Source organism: Agrobacterium sp. ST15.13.015 (assembly GCF_027871645.1).
Lineage (GTDB): Bacteria > Pseudomonadota > Alphaproteobacteria > Rhizobiales > Rhizobiaceae > Agrobacterium > Agrobacterium leguminum.
Window position 1 is genome coordinate 286,063 of record NZ_JAQAHF010000004.1, and the last position, 18,926, is coordinate 304,988.

25 protein-coding genes are annotated in these 18,926 nt (G+C 61.0%); all 25 read right to left on the reverse strand.

Features of this window, described 5'->3' with window-relative positions; genetic code table 11:
• Window positions 1–5: 5 nt before the first annotated feature.
• Window positions 6–1,199: a phage tail protein gene (locus PIB16_RS08575; protein WP_271045416.1), complete on the reverse strand. Its 1,194-nt coding sequence runs from the start codon at window positions 1,197–1,199 to the stop codon at window positions 6–8.
• Window positions 1,171–1,338, reverse strand: coding sequence for a hypothetical protein (locus PIB16_RS08580; RefSeq protein WP_271045417.1), 168 nt, complete (start codon window positions 1,336–1,338; stop codon window positions 1,171–1,173). The genes PIB16_RS08575 and PIB16_RS08580 overlap by 29 nt, the downstream gene beginning before the upstream one ends.
• A 13-nt stretch (window positions 1,339–1,351) precedes the next feature.
• Window positions 1,352–3,616, reverse strand: coding sequence for a hypothetical protein (locus PIB16_RS08585; RefSeq protein ID WP_271045418.1), 2,265 nt, complete (start codon window positions 3,614–3,616; stop codon window positions 1,352–1,354).
• Between the two features lie 15 nt (window positions 3,617–3,631).
• The gene (locus tag PIB16_RS08590; RefSeq protein WP_271045419.1) at window positions 3,632–4,294 is read right to left on the reverse strand and encodes a phage tail protein I; all 663 of its coding nucleotides are present in this window, start codon (window positions 4,292–4,294) and stop codon (window positions 3,632–3,634) included.
• Window positions 4,291–5,229 carry a baseplate J/gp47 family protein gene (locus tag PIB16_RS08595; RefSeq protein WP_271045420.1) on the reverse strand — a complete coding sequence of 313 codons (939 nt, stop codon included), beginning with the start codon at window positions 5,227–5,229 and terminating at the stop codon, window positions 4,291–4,293. Before PIB16_RS08595 ends, PIB16_RS08590 begins: the two co-directional genes overlap by 4 nt.
• Window positions 5,226–5,603, reverse strand: coding sequence for a GPW/gp25 family protein (locus tag PIB16_RS08600; protein WP_099087248.1), 378 nt, complete (start codon window positions 5,601–5,603; stop codon window positions 5,226–5,228). The genes PIB16_RS08595 and PIB16_RS08600 overlap by 4 nt, the downstream gene beginning before the upstream one ends.
• A gap of 3 nt (window positions 5,604–5,606) precedes the next feature.
• Window positions 5,607–5,825: a hypothetical protein gene (locus tag PIB16_RS08605; RefSeq protein WP_271045421.1), complete on the reverse strand. Its 219-nt coding sequence runs from the start codon at window positions 5,823–5,825 to the stop codon at window positions 5,607–5,609.
• A gap of 11 nt (window positions 5,826–5,836) precedes the next feature.
• Complete coding sequence (locus PIB16_RS08610) at window positions 5,837–6,388, reverse strand: phage baseplate protein (RefSeq protein ID WP_271045422.1); 552 nt, start codon at window positions 6,386–6,388, stop codon at window positions 5,837–5,839.
• Complete coding sequence (locus tag PIB16_RS08615) at window positions 6,381–6,902, reverse strand: hypothetical protein (protein ID WP_271045423.1); 522 nt, start codon at window positions 6,900–6,902, stop codon at window positions 6,381–6,383. The genes PIB16_RS08610 and PIB16_RS08615 overlap by 8 nt, the downstream gene beginning before the upstream one ends.
• Entirely contained in the window at window positions 6,899–7,387 is a 489-nt protein-coding gene (locus PIB16_RS08620) for a phage virion morphogenesis protein (RefSeq protein ID WP_269699224.1), read from the reverse strand. The genes PIB16_RS08615 and PIB16_RS08620 overlap by 4 nt, the downstream gene beginning before the upstream one ends.
• Window positions 7,384–7,803: a gp436 family protein gene (locus tag PIB16_RS08625; RefSeq protein WP_052817227.1), complete on the reverse strand. Its 420-nt coding sequence runs from the start codon at window positions 7,801–7,803 to the stop codon at window positions 7,384–7,386. Before PIB16_RS08625 ends, PIB16_RS08620 begins: the two co-directional genes overlap by 4 nt.
• A gap of 72 nt (window positions 7,804–7,875) precedes the next feature.
• The gene (locus PIB16_RS08630; protein WP_271045424.1) at window positions 7,876–8,259 is read right to left on the reverse strand and encodes a hypothetical protein; all 384 of its coding nucleotides are present in this window, start codon (window positions 8,257–8,259) and stop codon (window positions 7,876–7,878) included.
• 70 nt (window positions 8,260–8,329) lie between these two features.
• On the reverse strand, window positions 8,330–9,307 hold the full coding sequence (locus PIB16_RS08635) for a capsid protein (protein ID WP_271045425.1): 978 nt from the start codon (window positions 9,305–9,307) through the stop codon (window positions 8,330–8,332).
• Between the two features lie 17 nt (window positions 9,308–9,324).
• Window positions 9,325–9,705: a hypothetical protein gene (locus tag PIB16_RS08640; RefSeq protein WP_271045426.1), complete on the reverse strand. Its 381-nt coding sequence runs from the start codon at window positions 9,703–9,705 to the stop codon at window positions 9,325–9,327.
• The gene (locus PIB16_RS08645) at window positions 9,702–10,799 is read right to left on the reverse strand and encodes a phage protease (RefSeq protein ID WP_271045427.1); all 1,098 of its coding nucleotides are present in this window, start codon (window positions 10,797–10,799) and stop codon (window positions 9,702–9,704) included. The genes PIB16_RS08640 and PIB16_RS08645 overlap by 4 nt, the downstream gene beginning before the upstream one ends.
• A gap of 335 nt (window positions 10,800–11,134) precedes the next feature.
• On the reverse strand, window positions 11,135–12,352 hold the full coding sequence (locus PIB16_RS08650; protein WP_271045428.1) for a phage head morphogenesis protein: 1,218 nt from the start codon (window positions 12,350–12,352) through the stop codon (window positions 11,135–11,137).
• Window positions 12,339–13,958: a DUF935 domain-containing protein gene (locus PIB16_RS08655; RefSeq protein WP_271045429.1), complete on the reverse strand. Its 1,620-nt coding sequence runs from the start codon at window positions 13,956–13,958 to the stop codon at window positions 12,339–12,341. Before PIB16_RS08655 ends, PIB16_RS08650 begins: the two co-directional genes overlap by 14 nt.
• Window positions 13,958–15,484, reverse strand: a complete 1,527-nt coding sequence (locus tag PIB16_RS08660) for a hypothetical protein (protein WP_271045488.1) — start codon at window positions 15,482–15,484, stop codon at window positions 13,958–13,960. The genes PIB16_RS08655 and PIB16_RS08660 overlap by 1 nt, the downstream gene beginning before the upstream one ends.
• 130 nt (window positions 15,485–15,614) lie before the next feature.
• Window positions 15,615–15,797: a hypothetical protein gene (locus PIB16_RS08665; RefSeq protein WP_271045430.1), complete on the reverse strand. Its 183-nt coding sequence runs from the start codon at window positions 15,795–15,797 to the stop codon at window positions 15,615–15,617.
• Window positions 15,794–16,429, reverse strand: a complete 636-nt coding sequence (locus PIB16_RS08670) for a DUF3486 family protein (RefSeq protein ID WP_269699217.1) — start codon at window positions 16,427–16,429, stop codon at window positions 15,794–15,796. The genes PIB16_RS08665 and PIB16_RS08670 overlap by 4 nt, the downstream gene beginning before the upstream one ends.
• Complete coding sequence (locus PIB16_RS08675) at window positions 16,426–16,740, reverse strand: VpaChn25_0724 family phage protein (protein ID WP_052817246.1); 315 nt, start codon at window positions 16,738–16,740, stop codon at window positions 16,426–16,428. The genes PIB16_RS08670 and PIB16_RS08675 overlap by 4 nt, the downstream gene beginning before the upstream one ends.
• Window positions 16,733–17,125 carry a DUF2730 family protein gene (locus PIB16_RS08680; RefSeq protein WP_052817249.1) on the reverse strand — a complete coding sequence of 131 codons (393 nt, stop codon included), beginning with the start codon at window positions 17,123–17,125 and terminating at the stop codon, window positions 16,733–16,735. The genes PIB16_RS08675 and PIB16_RS08680 overlap by 8 nt, the downstream gene beginning before the upstream one ends.
• Window positions 17,122–17,340, reverse strand: a complete 219-nt coding sequence (locus tag PIB16_RS08685; RefSeq protein WP_271045431.1) for a TraR/DksA C4-type zinc finger protein — start codon at window positions 17,338–17,340, stop codon at window positions 17,122–17,124. The genes PIB16_RS08680 and PIB16_RS08685 overlap by 4 nt, the downstream gene beginning before the upstream one ends.
• The gene (locus PIB16_RS08690; protein ID WP_271045432.1) at window positions 17,337–17,870 is read right to left on the reverse strand and encodes a hypothetical protein; all 534 of its coding nucleotides are present in this window, start codon (window positions 17,868–17,870) and stop codon (window positions 17,337–17,339) included. Before PIB16_RS08690 ends, PIB16_RS08685 begins: the two co-directional genes overlap by 4 nt.
• Before the next feature lies 1 nt (window position 17,871).
• Window positions 17,872–18,840 carry a glycoside hydrolase family protein gene (locus PIB16_RS08695; protein ID WP_271045433.1) on the reverse strand — a complete coding sequence of 323 codons (969 nt, stop codon included), beginning with the start codon at window positions 18,838–18,840 and terminating at the stop codon, window positions 17,872–17,874.
• Window positions 18,841–18,926: the final 86 nt, after the last annotated feature.

Sequence of the window (18,926 nt, forward strand, 5' to 3'; positions counted from 1 at the left end):
TGGCCTCAAAACTTGATGATGGCGTTAAACGACACACTACGCGGGCGCGCTTCTGCGCTTCCCGATGCGGCGGTTGTGAAGGTGTGGACGTGATTGCCAGCGGAGTACGTGGTTCCATCCCCCCCTACGCCACCACCTTCAGCCCCTTCGGAAACCGTTCCGGGGTTGTTGAAATGCCTATGGTTTTGGTCGGAAACGCGAGACGGAATACCGTGGGCGTGTGCGCCGGAAGCATCCGTAGTTCCGGTGTGCACGTGTGTTTTGTTGGTGCTGTCTTGCCATGAGCCAAGTGCGCGACCACTATCGACACCTCTGCCGTCATCCCAATTGCGTTCAAACTCCCCTCGGTTATCCGGCAGCTTAAAGGTGCCATCGCCATTATCGGCGAAAACAAATGCGCCTGCTGCCCAACTTCCGAGTGCGACAACGCGCCCGTTGTGCAAGGCCCAATGCCAAAGCGCCGCATAGGCCGTCTTGGACAACGATGCACCATTCCGCTTGACATAGCCCGCTCGTGCGGTCGGCTGGCCGTCCTTAAAGGGGCACCCCACCATATCGGACGCATAGCCCGCGTAGGCCGCGCCGTTGGCATTGAACACCTGCCATGTCATGACCGATCGATAATCAGCATGCCATATCGGGCCAATGTCGGTAGAAGGTAGCGCCGCACCGCTCTGAAAATACGGTATGCGGGCTTCAATGGCGTCTTTTTGCGCAGTGCTGACCGGCTTATCCGCATCGGCGGTGTTGTCGGCATTCCCAAGGCCAACATCAGATTTATCCAAGACAATATCGCCGGATAGTTCCTTGCCGTTCACCTTGCGGGCGGAAGGCACCTTTCCGGCGAGACCTTCTGACAATGCGAGCGCAGTCGCATAATAGGCAGGCAGTTGACCGCCGAATTTAAGTGTGTCAGGAGCCTTGCCGCCAATGATGATCTGATCGATTTGCTCCTGCGCCAGTTCGATTGAAATTCTGAGGTTCGCAAGCTGCGGTGCAACGTTGATCTGAATATAATCCAGTGACGCCTGTATGCCCTGTGCCTTCAATGTCTCGAACGAAGCTTCCAACTGCTCACGGCTGGTTATGCGATCGGCGAGATCGCCGAACACCGCATTCCACAGGTCAACCGTGAACTCGGTCGGTGGCCAAGAGAGAAGCTGATAGCGATTATCGCGCGTTGGCGTAGTCAATGACATCCTCCCCTTCCTGCTCGATGACGGTTTTCAAAACCGAGCCGGACATTTCGATTTCGTTGAGTGGCCGATACCGGAAGGGTCCGAGCGTTACCGGCCGCGTCAGTTTGACGTCATAGGTTTTCTTTTCGTCGACTTTCATGGAGGCCTCGGGGCTAAAGGGCGGAAATGAAACCGTCCTGAAGGAACGGAACGGTGACGGGGTTGTCGGTGTTGGCGGCAAAATGAATCCGGGCGGATGACGTGGCAGCACCAAGCGAATAGGTGGAAAGGAACGTTCGTCGGGCTGGATTGCTCGGATCAATCGTGACTTCCGTTGTGCCAGGAGCGATCACGTTGTTGCCGACCATGATCCGTGGTGTGAAGGTGTGATGAGCCGGGTCAAAGGCATCCAGCGTGTATTGCGTCACGATCGCGCTGGTCGAGATGCCGAATTCGAAAGCTTTGCTGACCGCTTTCATGTTGGTGCGGTTACGCGCCACACGCGAGACAGCGGTCGCGTCCAACTGGATCATGGGCTGAAGATCAGCCGTACCGACCATCACGAGGCGAAGCTCCACCGATGCCGGCAGGCCAACGAGGGGATTGGTGGCGGGGTCGCCATCATCCAGTTCGACCCACGCGGTCGTTCCCGAAGGCCGGATTTCCCAGACAAGCGCCGTGCCGCCCGGCACCCATCCCGAGAAGAGCATGTCAATCTGGGTCATGCCGTCAGCGAGATTGAGTGCCTGCATCGGTACCACGGTGCGCGGGCTGTGGTATCGCGCTCCATTCACCCTGAAGCAGAAGTCGATATCCATAGAGCCTTGGGCGAACACGCCGTCCGTGCAGTTAAATTGCGTGCCGCCGGTGTATTTGTTGCCGGTGGAGACCGAGAGCGCATGTGCGCCGGTCGTCACGGTCACGATGGCGTAGCGCTTGCCGCTTTCCAAAAGCGTATAGGGCATGACGCAATTGACCCAACCGACAGCCATGTCCTTGTGTTCGATCTTGCTCACCGCAAGCACGCGGTCGAAAAGCGGCGTCCCTCCTGTCGAAACCTCGACCACGGCGACGTGGACATCGCCATCCAATCCGACACGAGCAAAGTGCAGGTCGATAGACGTCATCAGCATCGGCTGGGCGACAAGGAACGATTGCGCGTAGATCGAGCCATTCATCCCGACTTTTTCGGTGACGTACTCCCAATACGGTTCGCTATAAATCTCGTAGCGGATCTGGCGAACGCCATAGGTCTGGTGACCGACACCGCCGTTCGCCCGGATCTCGACAACTTCGAACTGCTCGCCACCAACGTTCAGCATCTGGCCCACGCGGGAGTCGCCGCCCAGACCAGCCCACCCGGCCTGATTTTCGCATGCCCACATCGTTGGGCCATAGGTCAGACGAATGCGCGAAGCTTCCATCCGCGTCAGAGTCGTTTGCGTGTGGACGAGCTGCGAGATGTTGAGTGTGCTGTCGAGGGAGGTGTTCTCGATCTTCACGACCTCATCAAAGGCCGGAACCATGCGACGGGTGCGGAAGGCGATCTGCGGATTATCTTCGGCCTGCACTTCAAGACGCGCCTGCGTGATGGCAGCAAAGCCGAAGCGAACGCCTTCCTCAACTCGCGCCAGCCAGTCGACATGCTGCAAGTCCCACCGATCGGGAATGAGGCCATTGTCAAAGACATAAGCGCGGGCCTCGTCAGGCAGATCGACCTTCAGTCTGGCGGCACCGATATCGCGCTGCATCTGGCGGATGATCGCCGGACGCGGGATATCCGTCAGCCGGGTGGCAATGTTGGTGATTTGCGTCTCGATGGTTTCGGTACGAAGAAAAAGACCGGAGAGGTTCACTTCCAGCGCCGTCACGCGGCCCTCAACCTCGTAGAGCGTCTTCACGCGGCTGGCGTTTCCCGGCTCGATGACATCAACACCGGTCGATTTCAGGAGGACGAATGCGATGCACGCGTCGGTCTCGGCCACCACCGGCTTTGCGGGTACCGGGTTCGCCTCGCCAGCCTGCACGATCAGATTAACGATGCGTCGCACGGTCTTAGGCGTGACGCGCTGGACCGGGATCGAGGTTTCCGGGTCTTGCGATGTTTCGAAAGGCCTGCTTGCGGTTTCGGTGATTTCTTCGCCGCGCAACAGGATTGCCACCCAGCGCTGGTCAGAAGCTGCGGGCGGAATTTGAAGCTGAAGATTGACGTCTTTGGAAGCCGCCTGCGCATAGACTTTTTCACCGGCGACATAGCGACCGGGCGATACGGTGATCTCCTGCACGGACTTCCGGGCAACGGTAAAATGCGACCAGTGCGCTGGATAGCCGATCGCGTCCCGCCAAACGCCATCTACATCCTGCTGGGCAAACAGGCTGACATTTTCAAAGTCGGTGTGATCGGCGATTTCGGCATTCGAGAAAGTAACGCGGGGCATTGGCTGGTCCTCGTATCAAAGATATTGACGCTGGCGATAACCGCCCGGCGAAGTGCTGCCGTCGATCATGACGGCGTCCTGCAGGGTGATCGGTCGACGCCATGCGAAGCTGACGGTGTAGAGGGTGTCCGGCGTCTTGGCGGTGACCATGGCACGCTGTGCGCGACGGATCGGCTCAAGATCGACGGATGTAAGAGCGGCCCGGCCGAAAGCCGATCGGCCGATCTGAAAATGGTTTTTCGGGGCGCGCAACGTGACGTGCACGAGGTAATGCGCCGTGAACGGTTGGTGCGCGATCGGCGTGCGGCCGATGACGGCGCGACCGAAGGTGAACCGGGCTGGATGGGCGATGCGATCAATGATATCGGCGTCGACAAAAGCCAGATAGCGCTTCAGGCCGACAAGCGTGCCTTTCAGGGCCGCCAACCGCGAGCCGGGATAGAGGACAGAACGCCCGGCACATTGGGCGATCATTTCCCGCTTCCGCTCCTCGCTCCAATCGTCGTACCAGAGGTCAACCGAATGGTGCGCGGCGAGATAGGGCAACAGCCGCGCTTCCGTCTTGTACGGGTCCATCAGGTCAGCGAAAGGCACAGCCAGGTCATCGGACATGCCACCGGCAAGCGCGTATTCAAAAGGCTCGGAATTGGACGGAAGAAGCGCTGCAACGTCCCTCATGCCCGGACCTCCGTCACCACCGTCAGCCCGGTCATGACCGGCACGGTATATGGATCAGGCTCGATCGCCACCGGCGCGAGGTCGCGCACCTTCACGATATTGCCGCCATAGGCAGCGCCGGACAGGAGGCCTTCAGGAATTTCACCGCCGACGGTGGTTCGCTCGATCGCTGCGGCCGTCACACGCTTTTCCGCCTCGGCCTTCAGCAGATCAGGTGACGGGCCGGTCCCGACGATCTCCAGTACCAGAGACACCTGATATTCCCTGCGGGTCGCCGCCATGATGGAAACGCTGACAGCCTCCGGCGTGCGGTCTGGATCGAGAACAGCGGCGCGCACAGTCGCGAGTTCGGCCGAGGTCGGCTCACGGCCGAAGGGTCCAATCAACACAACATCGGTATCGCCGCGACGGCCGTGGATAGCGCGACCGTTGATCCGGGCGTCCCAAAGACCGAGTGTCCTGTCGTCAGTCTGCGGCCATGCCGTCCATGCATCATAGAGGTAACGGCCGGGCGAACCGGAGGCAGGCGCATCAAGCGACAACAGGTAGCGGCGAAGCAAGGACGCATCGCCCTCCATTACGGCGTCGGTGTTGGCGGTCGCCGGTGTCACGATCTGGCGCTCAACGTTATTGTCGGCGGCGATCGCCTCCAGATCGGAACCCTTGGCATAGGGCGCGAGCAAGGCACGGAAAGCGTCGTTGACGCGCTGGCGATCGAGAAGCCGCAGATAGGTCCAAGCCTGACCGACGATGTTGGCGCTGTCGGTTTCAAGATCGAGCGTCTCATAGGCAGGCAGCGTCGGATCAAGCTGACGCTGGATTTCCCAGACCTGAAGGAAGCGCGCCTTGAACGCGGCAATCATCGCCTCGGCGCTCAATGTCTCGATCGCGTCGGGAACCGGCAGGCGGGATAGGTCGATAATCTGAAAGCTCATGCGGCCTCCGGCCAAGACGTATTGACGGTTTCGTAGACGGACCAGTCGCCGAGGTGGCCACGCGGGAACCAGACGCCCGTCAGAATGAAAATGAAGCGGCCGGTGCGCTTGTATTCGAGCAGCTCGATCTTCTGCAGGCTGAAACCGGGTTCGCCACCATCAGGATCATTGAGCGCATCGGCAATTGCCCGATAGGCTGCAAGAATGGTTGTGGCATCGGCGTTGCCGTCCTGCAGCTCGCGCAGTACCGAGCCGATATGACGGCGAAGGACACGGCTTCCCAACCGTGTCGTCAGGCACTTCCTGATCGACTGGACGCAATGGTTCCAGCCGAGCAGCATCTTGCCTGTCCTCGCGTCGATACCGGCCCGCATGGGTTACTCCTTCACAGCCTTGGCTTTGGCTGCAGGCGTGGTTTCGGTTTCACCTGCAGGCGCTTCCGTCTTCTTGCCCGGCTCCTCGATCTCACCGGCGATCAGCGGATAGGCCGCCTGTTCATCGGTCAGTTCGATGGGCTTGCCGACGCCGGGCGAACGGACGCCCGCGACAAAAATCCCGGCTTTGGCGGTGACGGTGAAAGTCTTTTTAGAGGTCATTAAAAGCTCCTTTATTCGTTCGGTTCGTAGGTGTTTTCGCCGCCCCTGCGGATGCCGCCGTGGTTGTGGCTATCGCCGACATTCTTTTCGTTGTGGCGCAGGCGGGCCGAAAGGGCGTGAATGGTGTCTTGCGAAAGCGTGATGCTGGAGCCGCCATGCGAAAGCTTCAGGCCCTCGGCCGTCATGCGGATCGCGGACCCGGCATAGGTGATTGCCAGCTCCTTCGGCGTCCCGGCCGGGTTCTGTGCGTCGTCGGTGTGGCTGTCGCGGATCGCGAGCGATTGACTGCCGATCTCGCCGTTTGGCGAAAACAGCCGCATGGGATCGCCGATCGCGACGGGCATGTTGGTACCGGTGGCTCCGGCCGCCTCCTGCACCTGCACCCATGGCGACAGGAACGGTTTGCCGTTGGCACCGACCGCCGCCAGTTCCAGCCGCACGCGGCTGCCGTCGATCTCGGCGACACGGCCGGTCATCTGCGATGCCACGAGGCGGCGATTGAGATCGTCAATATTCTTGTAGATGCCGCGAAACTCGCGAACGATGATATCGGCATCAGACATGACCGGCCTCCGGCATATCGAGCTGCTCGCCGTTCACCTCGAATTCGGAGATGACGACGCCGTCAGGACCGAACAGCCCGTCGCCGAGCTGGCGGAGCGTCTGGTTCCACTCGACCGACATGACGCCGACGCCGCGCTGTTTCACGGCTGCCGAAATGATAGGCTGGATGACGACAGAAGACGGCGCGGTGAGCTTCGTCATTCCCCAGAGCTGGCCCGGATGAAGAAGCGTGCCGATCGCCTCGGCAATGTTCCAGCCGTCTTCCTCGCGCTTGGAACCTTCGGTGATGACAAAGGCGACCATGTTCAATGCGGCCTCGGCCTGTCCGTTCGGTTGCCATGCCAGCGGGCTGCGCAGGATCGCAAGGCGCACGCCCGGTGCACGGATCATTTCGCGCTCCAGCTCCGACAGGTCGAAGCGACCGAACTGCGCCTCACACGATTTGATGTTCGGCAGGATGCGCTTGATCTCAATCAGAACCGATTCACGGAAGGTGATAAGACGGCCGCTCATCGCTGCACCAGTCTGGAAAGCCAGTCCTCTGTGGTTTCCACCATTTCGTTCTGGTTGGCGACGGACATGCCGAGATACGGCCGGGCGGGCATTTCGACCTGTTTGACCACGGCGAAATTGACAAAGCCGCCGGAGACCCACCAGAACTTCAGCGCACTGCCGTTCTTGGGCTTGATGATGCCGCCGAGCTGGTGGATACGGGCATAGACCAGACCGGAGCCGATCATGATGGTGGTGGCGTCGGCGATATAGTCGATCGAGCGGGAAAGAGCGCCTGAAGCAAACAGGATGCTGGTTCCCTGATTATTGCGAACCCACGGCGTTCCGTCCGGCTCGGTCTTTTCGACCTCGATACGGTGACGTATCTGGCCCTGCACGAGACGGCCGATGCCTTCGTTCAATTCGCCGAGCGGCGCGTTCTCAATCCCATCAAGGGTGAGAATCGCCTCCTCGTAACCGACAAGTTCCGTGACGATACCGCTCATGGCAGGCGATCCCGCCCGAACAGACGAGGCCCGGAATAGAATGCAGCGCCACTGGATGACAGGCCGTCATCGGTCGGCACCTTCGGTTCGTCAGCGCCGAGACCCGCCTTGCCATCGGCAATGCGCTTCAGCAGCTCGACGGCCTGCTTGTAGCGGTCCTCGATCGTGGTGGTGAGACTGGTGTGGCGGATCGCCAGATAATAGACGGCAATGTTCACGCAGGGCATGACGAGCGCCTGCGGCGTGCCGGGAATGGGCGTGGCATAACGGGCAGAAAGATGGGTGTCGATTTCGCCGCTGGCCTGTTCGACGGCGCGGGCGATGGCAACCTCGGCGTCCACGTCCTCGCGAATAAGGTCCGCGATGAACTCGGAACCCCACAAATCCTCGATATTGGTGCGACTTGCATATGCCATGGAAGAAACCCGTTGAAGATGCCCCCGCAGCCGGATTGCTGAGGGAGCTGGTCGCGCCGCTTGGGAGGCGGATCAGATAGCGCCGAGCGCCCTGAAGGTGGCGAGATCGGCCTCGTCCACGTCGCCGGGCAGGTGTTCGCCCGGTGCGTATGTCTTGCCGGGCAGGCGGATTTCCTGTTTGGCCTTTGGGCCGGGCGTGGCGGCAATAGCTGCGGCTTTCGCCTCCGCCTCGGCTTTGGCCTTTTCCTCGGCCTCGGCTTTTTCCTTCGCTTCAGCGTCGGCCTTCGCCTTTGCGTCGGCTTCCGCTTTGGCTTTCGCGGCAGCTTCCGCCTTGGCCTTTTCCTCGGCCTCGGCCTTTTTCTTCGCTTCCGCCTCGGCCTTCGCCTTTGCGTCGGCCTCCGCCTTGGCTTTGGCAGCGGCTTCAGCTTTGGCCTTTTCTTCTTCGGGAGTTCCCATGTCACTGTCTCCGGTCGGGTTGCACGACCGGCCCCGCAGGGCCGATGATGGTTTCAGGGGAGAAGGCCGATCAGGCGACGGCGTTCTGGATCAGGTAGCCGACGCTCTTGGCGCAGACGAGTTCGCGGACCTTTTCGCCGACACGCACGCGCTTGCCGCCTTCGAGGCCGATATCCTTGTCCTCGATCGAACCGGCGATGCGCTTGCCGTTGGCGGCGGTGAAGCCCCACGTGATGACCGAGCCATCCGCCTGCTTTTTCGTCGGATCGATGTAGAGCAGTGAGACCGACTTGCCCCAGACGCGGCTGAGGTTCACCTGCTGACCCTTGCGGGAGAGGTTCACCTGGGCGACACCGATCAGCAGGTTCTTGACGTCGATTTCGAAGAGTTCGGCAAACTGCTGTTTGGTGATGGCGCCATCTTCGGTCAGGCCGCCCTTGACGGCCTTGATCAGCTTCGGATGCCGCTTGATCTTCGACCATGCGGGCTGGCCCATGACGATGGTGTTCGGGCGATAGACCAGCGTCTTGTCCATGCCCTCATCAATCACGGCATAAGGATCGGAGTTGGCGAAGTCGGAAAACTGCTGGTTCCCGGCCAGAACCAGACGGCGGGCAGCGTCATAGTTGTCCGGGTTCTGAACCACGGAGGCAGCACGCACCTCGCGGCCGAGCTGGACAAGGTTGGTGAGACCTTCCGTCGCCAGCGCCTCGGGATCGATCGTGGACCGCTTCTCCCGCCGGGCCTTCTCGGCCTCCTTGATATCCGAATAGGGAATAGGATCATCAAGGCCGAAATTGCGGACGCTGCTGTCGCGCTCCTCGCCGGTGAACTCAATGCGGCCGGGCTGGCCGGTGCGGCCGACTTCCAGCTCCGGCACGGTGAAGGCTTCGCCGAGCGGGAACTCGGTCCATTTGAAGGTGTCGCCGAGGACATCGACTTCCGGCAGCACGCGGTCATAGATCAGCGTGGCGGCCGGATTGCGATATCCGATGGAGATCGCCGTCAGCGTCGGCGAGACCGGAAAGGGTCTATTGGTGGTGTTCACTTAAAGCGTCCTCGAAGTTAGGCGGGCGTGGAAAGAACGCCGGGCGCGACCTGATAGGGAATGACATCGTCGGCAGAGCCGTCCGACATCGCGAAGCCGATGATGCGCACCACGGACCCGGCAACCGGCACGGCCTTGACGGCCTTGGCGTCGGCATTGGAGGTCAGCGGGTCACCAAAGGAGACGTTGCCGCCGCAGCGAACCTCGGACCAACCGGCCTGATCGACATCAAGGATGCCTTCAGCCGGAGCACCGAGCATGGTGGCTGCGCCGATCAGCGGGTCGGTTGGAGCCGCCGCTGCGGCGACCTTGCCTTCGGCTGCAGCCTTGACGATGAGATAGCCGGCGATCGCGGCGAGGCCGACGCGGAAAGACTTGATGAGAATGGGCGTCGTCATTTCGTCTTCGTCTCCTCGACATGGCGGACGGCCTCGGAGATCGAGACGCTGATGCCGAGTGCGGCCTGATCGTCCTGATACTTGCGAGCAAGCGAGGCGATCACGACCGGGTCGCGGTCATCCTCGGCAGTCCGGGTGTTGACGTTGCGGTTGTCCAAATCGGACGGTGCGCAGATGACCGGCAGGGTCGCGGCAAGAGCCTTGAACCGCTCCAGCCCGCCGTTTTCGGCGCACATGGCGCGATAGCCATCGCGGGACGCCGGGGTGATTTTCCCGGCGGCGATCTCTGCGTCGAGGGCGGCGTCGATCTCGCGATCGGCGTCCTTCTTCTGGAGCGCGGCGAGCGCCGTGCGTGTCTGGTCGAGATCGGTTTTCAGGGCCTTGACCTCAGCGGCAGACGTATTCGACTTGACGGACGCAAGCGCCGTTTCCGTCTCTGTCTGCAGCTTGGTGACGGCGGCGGTGATCGCCTCGGCTGGTGCGCCGGTCTCGATCTTGAGCAGGCCGCACAGGGCGGAACGCTCATCCTGACGCGCAGTCAGTGCCGCAAGGATCGCCTTTTCATCGGCATCCTCCGCAAGACCGAGCGCCTTGGCAATTGCCTTCGACATCGGTGGATTTTCCTTTTCTTCAGGGGAGACACGGCTCAAGGCCGTCATGACCAGTGCGGGCCGGTTTACGAGGCCAGCACCGTTGAGGCGCAAAATCAGGCCATCAATCGTGTGATCGAAATCGGGAGACAGGAAACGGTATTCCTTGTCGACGATTGCCGCAGATGCCTTGGGCGTCCAATCGACCTTGCCCCAGACACCACCGTCGCGTTCCTCGACAAGCACAATCCAGCCAGCGGCCGGAGCGGCAATGCCCTGCGGCGCGAGATGGGCCTGACCATGCTCATAGTCGATCGCGAGCGGGCCATCGTTGAGCTTGAAGGCTTCAACGACAATCTGCGGCTGGAGCGTCCAGTTGCGCCCGTCCCGTGCTTTGATCTCGGGACCGGCCGGAAACAGCTCTACCCATTCCGGAGGGGTCTTTCCCTTCGAAGCGGCGATTGCGGCAAGGCTGAAAATTGCGGTTGCGGTTTTTTTCGTCATGGGCGATTAATGCCCTGACGGCGGGAGACCTAAGAGACTGACACTGTCAGTGCTACGCCGATCTTTCCCAAAACCCGATCTGTGATGAAGAATACCCGAACGGCATCAAAATTGAAGCCGGATTGAAAGCCGTACAGGCGATTTCTCGACCGGGATGAGCGATTGAGCGTTTTAGCCCGCCGTCGCGCTCTGTGGCCGTTTATTTCAATCCGGTGCTGACGCATAGCCCGGCTTGATAATTTCAGGGTTCCGGCGCATATTGATGGAAGGCGCGAGCAAGGTTTACTTGGACGGTTTCACCGGATCAACGAGGGAGTGCCGCCCCTCCGCGCCTTTCAATCCCCCTCGATCAGATTTCCGGCCCGCTTCGCCCGCTCGATAACCTTGTATGTCTCGGCGTAGCTTTTGCGATGGAAGCTGGTGAGCCACCATTCCGAACCGTTCCCGGCCGTCTTCACGGCCAGCCGCCACCAGAAACCCTCGGACGATTTTCCAAGCAGTGCGACGGCGTTGGTAGAGGCGCTGCGGATAATCGCGGCGGGATTGGTGATGACCTCGATCGCCGCCTCGATGTTGTCGAGATCAAGCCCGCGCTCGGCGCGCTCCTGAAGAATATGGGTGAGACTGTCCGACGACAAACGAACGACCGAGGTGGATGCGCCGAGCGCCTCGACGGCCGCACCCGGCATCTGCGCCACCGGCAGATATGATTTCGGCATCCGGCCGCCTGCCATCGCCTGCAGGAGCGGCGAGCGGACGATATCGCGGATGGCAATGCGCTGCCGATCGGCAGGCATGGAGCCGAGACGCTCCTCAAGAAAGCGGGAAACATTCTGGCCACGATACTTGCCGGGGTTGGTGTCCCAACCCGGATCGATGCCGACCGGCACCATGCGGGTTTCGCCGGTTCGCTTGTTCACCCACGGCTTTTCGACCAGCGGCATGACGGCGGTGTCCTCGCGCCAGCCAAGGCGGATTGCCTCACTGCGCGAGATCTGGCGCACGCCGCACATGCAGCCCCAGCCGTTCGGGGGATAGAGGCGGTTCCATATCGGATCATCCACCGGCGCGACGATCCCGACCCAGCCTTCATGCTCCAGCCGTTTCCGCTCGGCCGTGGACAGGGTGTATACGAGGAACGGCAGGAAATCCTTGTTCCGTTGCGTCCGCTCCCATTCACCTGCCGCATGCGCCGACATGGTGTTCGCCCAATAGATCGTGCGCAGACGGCGCGGCGAGCCGAGCTGCACGAGCTTCTCCTCGCCGGTCTCCGGGTCAAATGCCAGTGCCTTGCCCCACCAGCCCTTCTGCTGCAGCACTGGCATGAGGTTGCGCTGAAACTCCTCAAACGGCGTCTTGCCGGTGATCGCTTCGGAGATCGCGGAACGGATATCGTCCAGAATGTCGTAACCGGCGGACTTCGCGACCGTGAAGGAAAATGCATGTTCCTCCGGCGCGATGTCCCGCCAGTCGAATGTCGGCAGGCTGGCCTTGCCGTCAAAATACCGGGTAACTTCCTTCGGCGCGGTCTTGAAGAGATCAGCTACGCCCATCGCCGATATCCCCCAAACCTCTGGCTTTCATCTGCAGCTTGGCAAGCCGGTCGGCGAGCGGCCCGGCATCCATCTTGGCAATCAGGTCATCGAGACCGGCCTCAAGCTGCGCATAGCTTTTGGACGTTTCAAAGAGCCTTTGAAGCGGCTTTACGAGCGGCTCAAGATCGGTTTCCCATTCCGACAGGGCATCGTCGGCAAGCGCCTCCAGTTCGGGCCGCTGGTCAGCAGCAACAGCATGGAAGCCGCCGCAATGGGCGCAAGGCTGGACGCGGGCCTGCGCGCTGTCCCTCGGCTTCAGCGGGTTGTTTTTCTCCGGCGCTGGCGGTTCCTCGGGCTTTGGCAGGGCTGTGCCAGGCACAACGGTTTTGAGAAGTTTTTCGTCATCGTCCGGCTCCTCGAAGCCGATACGCTCGCGGACCTTGGACATGGAAACCTCAAGGCCGAGCGGCACCAGCGCCTGCACTGCCTCGACCAGCGCCTTGATGTCCTCGTTTTCGGTGATCGGAATGACCATCGTCGGATATTTGTCACGAGGCCCGAAATTCAGGTCCACGAAAGGCCGGATAAGATCGCGGTTTGCCGTCACCGCCGTCTGGCGGGCATCGGCGCGGGCAATATCATGACGGACGTTTTCATGCACCGCCGCCTGACCGAGCGAGGAGCCGTCATCCGTGGTCATGGTCTGACCGAGGACGCCCTTGGAAATCTGCCGGTCGAGATACTCCGCCTTGGCCGAGAACACGGCATTGCCGGTGCCACCCTTGGCCTCGATAAACTCGATCTCCATTTCCTTCGGGATAATGGCTGCAGCGTCCGAGCTGATATTGCGCACCGCCGTCAGAAGCACGCGCTTTTCGGCATCCTTTGCATTGCGGCTGTAGCGGCCGACGCGCAGCGGCATACCGTAGACTTCCAGAAACGCCATCCAGTCCTTGAGCGTATAGCTCTTGTAGAGGAACGCCCATGCCGCCAGCCGGGCGAGACCGGCGCGGATCGGCAGGCCGGACATCAGCTTCGGGCGATGAATCGAGAACTTGAAGGGCGGCAGGTCAACGCCTTCAATGCTGCTGTCCTTCAGGCGAAGCGTGCGGCCGTCGCGCTGGTCGATCACGAAATGCCGCTGGTCACGCCACTCATATCGTTTCGGCCACCATTCCTTGGCGCTACGGTCCCAAATGGTCTCGACAACCGAATAACCCTTGCCCAAGGCGTCGAGCAGGTCCGTCAGATAATCGTCCACGAACTCCGGCTGGCCGATCATTTCCCGCACGGCCTCGGCGATCTTCTCGTCCTCGGCCGAGTTGGACGCGGCAACGACAAGCGGCGTGATGCCGGTCAGCGCCCGCTTGCGGGTGCCGAGCACGGCCGCATAATGCAGGTCGCGTTCCTCCATGTCCGTCGCCAGCGAAAAGAAGCGATCGGGATAACCGCGCGCGGCCTGCCGCAAAACCTCCGCAAGAGCATGCGGGGTCAGGCCGCTGACAATGGTTTCCTGCCATACAGAATGAATGCCGCCCAAGGTGGGGGCGGCGAATTCATCCTCAAGGTCGGTGGTCGAGATCGGGTTTCCCCACTGGTCGATGATCCGGGGTGGCGTGGCCATCAGTGAAGACCTCCATTCAATGTCGGGATAAGAGCGTCTCCGGTCGATACCGCCTCGAAGAGCTGGACGCCGTCCATGGTGTCCAGTTCATCGACCGTGGTGTAACCGAAGTATTCAAGTTCGGATCGGGATGCGAAATAGGCCAAGGCACCGGCGATTGCCGTGTCGCCGTGACGATTGAAGCCGTTCGCACCTTTGAAGCGATGACCGTCCGGCACCTTGATATAGCCGCCGCTGACATAAGCGAGTGCCTGATGGTCGGCCAGAACATCGGCATCGAGCGGCAGGACGATCGTCTGATCGCCGAAGGCCGCGACATAGGCGGTCATCTCGCGGCGATACCATTGTTCGGAGAATTTCACCTCAATGATGCTGGAGCCGTATCTCTGGGTCGCTTTTTCCGCGAGATAGGAACCATTGCCACCGGCATCGAGCGCGCCACCAGCAAGGCTCGGGATGCGATCGCAAACATAGAAAAGGATTTCGCGCTGCTGATCGAACGGCATGTTGTGCAGTTCGACAATGAAGCGGACGCGCCTGACGAGGTCCTGTCCGATCTCCATCACCACGATCGCGGTGGCATCGCCGCTGCGGGCAAAGTCCACGCCGAACACATGCTGACGGCGATGGTCGAGCCGCTCCAGAACGGCGATCAGGTTTTCCCTGCACCACTTCAGCGCGTCGGCCGTCCGATCCTCTTCGCTCCAGTTCTTGAAGTCGTCGGTCTGGGCATGGCGCAGGATCGGGATATCCTTCTCCATGCGGCTTTCGATCTGGACGCGGGTGAGCGCTGCCCCCGCCTGATCGGCCGGGATCGCGTCCAGCTCCTGACGCATGGCGCTGAGACGAACGCCGTAGGAGCCACGGATTTTCTTTTCCCATGCGTCCTGTCCCGCTTGGGTCCACTCTTCGCCCTTGAGCATGCAGACACGCCGGAAGAGGCCGTTCTTGACAGCGAGGGCGAACGGAATGTGATGGACCGAGAACGGGATTTTCCCGGCGTGCGCTTCCCGGATCAGTTCGTTGAACGGATTGAGGACGCCGTTGTGGGTCGAGATCACGCGGATTTTGCCGCCCCAGATCAGCAGCGCGTTGACGGCATCGAGGACGCCGCGCACGTCGCGGTGATAGGCGGCCTCGTCAATGCAGACAGTTCCCTGCAAACCACGGATGTTTTCCGGCCGCGACGATAGCGCCTCGACACGATAGCCCGACCGGAAGCGCACCCGGTAGGCGGCGATGTACCGCGTCGAGCCGTCCTTCAGCTCGTCTTCAAACAGGAACTCCTCGATCTGGCCGAGATCGTCAGCGATCGTCTTCGCGAACTTGGCGACATAGCCGATGAATTCGCGGCCCTTGTCCTTGGTGTCGCCGATATAGAAATAGTTCTGGCCACCGGCGCTGGGAGCCGATGACGAAATCAGGGTCGCGTCGGTCGCCTCGGCAAAGGTAATGCCGGTGCGTCGGCCCTTTTCGCCGAGCTTCAGATCGGAATCGTCCGCAAGCCACTCGGACTGATGTTTCATCAGCACGCCTTCGGCGAGCGGATCGAGATCGTCCGGTACATCCGCCCCGCGGGGCAGTTCAGGAGGCAGGTCAGCCAGACTGGCGAGAACGGTCGAGCCGTCCCACTTGCCACGCGGCAGGCCGGGCAGCTCATTCTCTGTCACGACGCACCTCCATGCAGGCAAGGCCGCTGCCCTTGCAGGGCTTGCAGATCACCTTCGGGTCATAGACGACGCTGGAGATCGTGCCGTCACGGCGACGGTTGATGCGTTTGACAGCCTGCCCGACGCCACCGCACCGGCTGCACGGCTCTGGGCGGGCAGCTTCCATCATTCCTGCGATCCTCTGGTGGTGACGGTTTCGGGTTCCGTCTTGTGTTCCGGTCGCACGCCGAGGAAGTCACGGCGCAGCTGCGCAACGCGCTCGGACGAAAGGCCCATTTCCTTCGAGACCTTGTCGATGACATTCTCGGCCTTCTTGGAAAACTCCGCTTCGACCTTCTGACGCCGGGCCGTCGAGACGCCCTGCGCACGGGTTGCCGAAAACAGGGCGTCGGCAAGAGCCTTCGCGCCCTTGGGATCGAACCCGGCCTCGCCACCCGCCGTCACCAGTTCGAACACCAGCGTCTTGATCGCCTCGGAGGCGATCAGCGTGAGATCATCGGAGGCGGCGGCATCGAACTTGCTGGCAAGCGTCGTGGCGATTTCCCGCGTCTGGTTGAGGCGCTGGGTCAGCGTTGCAAGGCGGATCGAATAGCGATTGAAGGCCGAGAATGAGGGAATGGTGAATTCCAGCTCGCCCCGGTATTCTTGGTCGAGCGCCTCAAGCTTGCCGACGAACTCCTCATAGATTTCCGTCTGCGTTCGCTCACGCTTCTGAAGTTCCTCGGCGGCCCATGCGACAACATCGGCGCAGGCTTCAGGCAACAGCTCAATGCCGGATAAACGACCGCGACCCATGGTCATTCACCCGGCTCGGAGGGGCGCAGGATGCCTTCAATAGCAATGTCGCGCTGAAGATGGCGGCGGCCACGTTTATTGAGCGTGGCAATCATGACCGTTCCGGCCTTGGTGAGCGTCACCGCATCCCGTTCCGCCAGATACTCCATCTGCTCGTGTATCCAGAGGCGTGTTTCCCGGATGGCAAAGCTCGGCATGATTTCTTCGATCATGCTGCTGTCCAAGGAACCATTCACCTGCTCGGCAAGCGCCTTCAGGATGATGAGCCGTGCACGCTCGCGGCGCATCCGCGCCCAATCCACACCGATATCAGACATTGGCCTGTCGCGCCCTTTCCAACAGCAGTTCGTTCATAGCCTCGCCGTTCGCCTTGATCGGCTTGAGGGTTTCGTTGAGGGTGTCGAGACGCCCGTTCACCTTTTCGAGCGCCAGCTCCAGCCGGTGCTGGCTTTCCCGGTCGGGCAGATATTTCATGTCGCTCTCGACCGACTGGATGCGGCGGTCGTGTTCGATCAGCTTTTTCTCGTGCGACTCGTCTTCGCTTTTCAGCGCCGCGACATCGGCCGCCTGTTGTTTTTTCAGGGCAGCGACATCTTCTGTCAGTTGCTTTTCGCCCGTGTTCATCCAGCCTTTTACGTGTCCGAAAATCGCGATGGCGGAGAGGGCAAGGCTGCAATAAAGCGCTATTTCTGCGGTGGTCATACTCGCGATCTCTCCAGCATGGTCTGGCAGACGATGCAGCGTGTGGCGGATGGCAATGCGAGGCGGCGTTCGCGGGCGATATCGCCGCCGCAATCCTCGCACTGCATGGTGCCGGGGCCGCGCAAGGTGCGAGAGGCGGCGGCAATGGCCGCCTCCCGTTCCTGTTCGGCGCGCAGATCGGCTTGTTCGAACGCAGCATTTCCACCGAAATTCATGGAGTACGCTTCCAAGTCTTGACGGCTTCGACCGCCTGCTTGCCGAACTCCTTCAGCGTATGGCCGCCCATATAGAGGGAGATGAACCAGCCGGTCAGCGTCATCAGGGTGGTGTTGTCGATCGGGTCGATGTGAATGCCAAAGACGCGCAGAACCGGGAAAAGCAAAAATGCGCAAATCCACAGAAACGCCAGCAGATACATCCAGCCCCAACGCCACGCGCTCTGCCAGAAGCCTTCAGCCTGCTCGGCCTGGAGGAGCGCGAACTGCCCCTGAAGGCCCTTTTCATAAAGGGCAATCAGTTCCGGCATGTTGGCGTTGACCTCGCTGACGGCATCGCCGAGTTCGGCTTGATCGACGGACGGCAATGCCTCCGGCTCGACGCCGAGACGCTCGGCAACCTGATCGACCACGGTACCGGCCAACGTTCCGGCAAGCCCGCCGACATGCTTTTCCAGCACGCCCTTGACGATGGGAGCGCCGACTTTCGCGGCAACCCCGATAAGAATGGAGGTGATGGCTGCGCTCATGTCAGAAGCTCCGCAGCCAGTTCGCGATACGCGGGGCCTTGTCGGCAACACGCACGGCGATGATGTCACGGTACTGGTACGCCTGCCATGCGAGGTAGGCGACGGCGATAACGGCTATGCCGCCACCGATCCACGAGGCGAGATGATCCGGCACAACAGAGGTCGGATCGGCTGGCGCTGGCGTGGTCACGGTGCTGACGGCCTGATCCCCCGCCGCGACGGTGGTGCTGGCAGCGGTCGTTACCGCACCGCTCTTTGCCTTGCGCCGGGCATCCAGCTCGCGCTGCAGGGTGGACAGGGTTGCCCTGCCGATCTTTCCGTCAACCTTGAGATTGTAGGCTTTCTGGAAGCCTTCAACCGCCGATCGGAGGATTTTGCCGGTCACGACACCAGCATCAAAACCGATACTGGTGAGGCCGGTTCTGACCTCCTCGATTTCCGGCGTCGTCACTGAGACCACGAAAACCGCAAACCGTGCCGTATCGGCAATGGTGGTGGAAGTCGTCTCCATGTCGACGGGATATTTCCCGAGCAGGAGGATATTCGCCTCCTCACCACGACGGCGCGTCAGGCCGCGCAGAACTTTGCCGCCTGCCTTATTCCAGAGGCCGAGGCGCTGGCGGGCTTCTTCCTTCTTGCCGGCAAGGAAGGATTTCACCCAAGACGCCTTGAGGATTGCGCCGGTGTTCCAGTCAAAAGAAACGCCCGCATCAATCGCGTAAGGGCTGACGTTCGCACCGAGCGCCTTCACCACGCGGGGCAGATAATTGCGGGCAACTGCGAGATCGAACAGCTCATCGCACTTTTCGGAGGTAATCGTCATTCCCGCCTTGGGCGTGATGACACCGGAGGCAGCGGTCAGGCCGGGGCCGATCGTCCACACCCCGACAACGTCACGATAGGCTTTCAGGACGACGCCTTCGTGTCCGTAGATGAATTTCCGTCCTTTCGGACTGACGTTGGGAGACATAAAAAAAGCACCTTGAACGGTTCGTTGAAATCCGTTCAAATGTGCTTCAAAGGTTGTGCCGTCGCGCCCCTGACACTGTCAGGGCC

Bases quoted from the DNA above. Each gene is read 5' to 3' on its own strand.
- PIB16_RS08620 (WP_269699224.1), bottom strand. From the start codon at position 7,387: ATGAGCGGTATCGTCACGGAACTTGTCGGTTACGAGGAGGCGATTCTC.
- PIB16_RS08610 (WP_271045422.1), bottom strand. From the start codon at position 6,388: ATGTCTGATGCCGATATCATCGTTCGCGAGTTTCGCGGCATCTACAAG.
- PIB16_RS08680 (WP_052817249.1), bottom strand. From the start codon at position 17,125: ATGACCACCGCAGAAATAGCGCTTTATTGCAGCCTTGCCCTCTCCGCC.
- PIB16_RS08655 (WP_271045429.1), bottom strand. From the start codon at position 13,958: ATGGCCACGCCACCCCGGATCATCGACCAGTGGGGAAACCCGATCTCG.
- PIB16_RS08580 (WP_271045417.1), bottom strand. From the start codon at position 1,338: ATGAAAGTCGACGAAAAGAAAACCTATGACGTCAAACTGACGCGGCCG.
- PIB16_RS08615 (WP_271045423.1), bottom strand. From the start codon at position 6,902: ATGAGCGGCCGTCTTATCACCTTCCGTGAATCGGTTCTGATTGAGATC.
- PIB16_RS08685 (WP_271045431.1), bottom strand. From the start codon at position 17,340: ATGAATTTCGGTGGAAATGCTGCGTTCGAACAAGCCGATCTGCGCGCC.
- PIB16_RS08625 (WP_052817227.1), bottom strand. From the start codon at position 7,803: ATGGCATATGCAAGTCGCACCAATATCGAGGATTTGTGGGGTTCCGAG.
- PIB16_RS08575 (WP_271045416.1), bottom strand. From the start codon at position 1,199: ATGTCATTGACTACGCCAACGCGCGATAATCGCTATCAGCTTCTCTCT.
- PIB16_RS08590 (WP_271045419.1), bottom strand. From the start codon at position 4,294: ATGAGGGACGTTGCAGCGCTTCTTCCGTCCAATTCCGAGCCTTTTGAA.
- PIB16_RS08630 (WP_271045424.1), bottom strand. From the start codon at position 8,259: ATGGGAACTCCCGAAGAAGAAAAGGCCAAAGCTGAAGCCGCTGCCAAA.
- PIB16_RS08640 (WP_271045426.1), bottom strand. From the start codon at position 9,705: ATGACGACGCCCATTCTCATCAAGTCTTTCCGCGTCGGCCTCGCCGCG.
- PIB16_RS08585 (WP_271045418.1), bottom strand. From the start codon at position 3,616: ATGCCCCGCGTTACTTTCTCGAATGCCGAAATCGCCGATCACACCGAC.
- PIB16_RS08695 (WP_271045433.1), bottom strand. From the start codon at position 18,840: ATGTCTCCCAACGTCAGTCCGAAAGGACGGAAATTCATCTACGGACAC.
- PIB16_RS08690 (WP_271045432.1), bottom strand. From the start codon at position 17,870: ATGAGCGCAGCCATCACCTCCATTCTTATCGGGGTTGCCGCGAAAGTC.
- PIB16_RS08645 (WP_271045427.1), bottom strand. From the start codon at position 10,799: ATGACGAAAAAAACCGCAACCGCAATTTTCAGCCTTGCCGCAATCGCC.
- PIB16_RS08650 (WP_271045428.1), bottom strand. From the start codon at position 12,352: ATGGGCGTAGCTGATCTCTTCAAGACCGCGCCGAAGGAAGTTACCCGG.
- PIB16_RS08600 (WP_099087248.1), bottom strand. From the start codon at position 5,603: ATGCGGGCCGGTATCGACGCGAGGACAGGCAAGATGCTGCTCGGCTGG.
- PIB16_RS08595 (WP_271045420.1), bottom strand. From the start codon at position 5,229: ATGAGCTTTCAGATTATCGACCTATCCCGCCTGCCGGTTCCCGACGCG.
- PIB16_RS08670 (WP_269699217.1), bottom strand. From the start codon at position 16,429: ATGACCATGGGTCGCGGTCGTTTATCCGGCATTGAGCTGTTGCCTGAA.
- PIB16_RS08660 (WP_271045488.1), bottom strand. From the start codon at position 15,484: ATGAAACATCAGTCCGAGTGGCTTGCGGACGATTCCGATCTGAAGCTC.
- PIB16_RS08665 (WP_271045430.1), bottom strand. From the start codon at position 15,797: ATGATGGAAGCTGCCCGCCCAGAGCCGTGCAGCCGGTGCGGTGGCGTC.
- PIB16_RS08675 (WP_052817246.1), bottom strand. From the start codon at position 16,740: ATGTCTGATATCGGTGTGGATTGGGCGCGGATGCGCCGCGAGCGTGCA.
- PIB16_RS08605 (WP_271045421.1), bottom strand. From the start codon at position 5,825: ATGACCTCTAAAAAGACTTTCACCGTCACCGCCAAAGCCGGGATTTTT.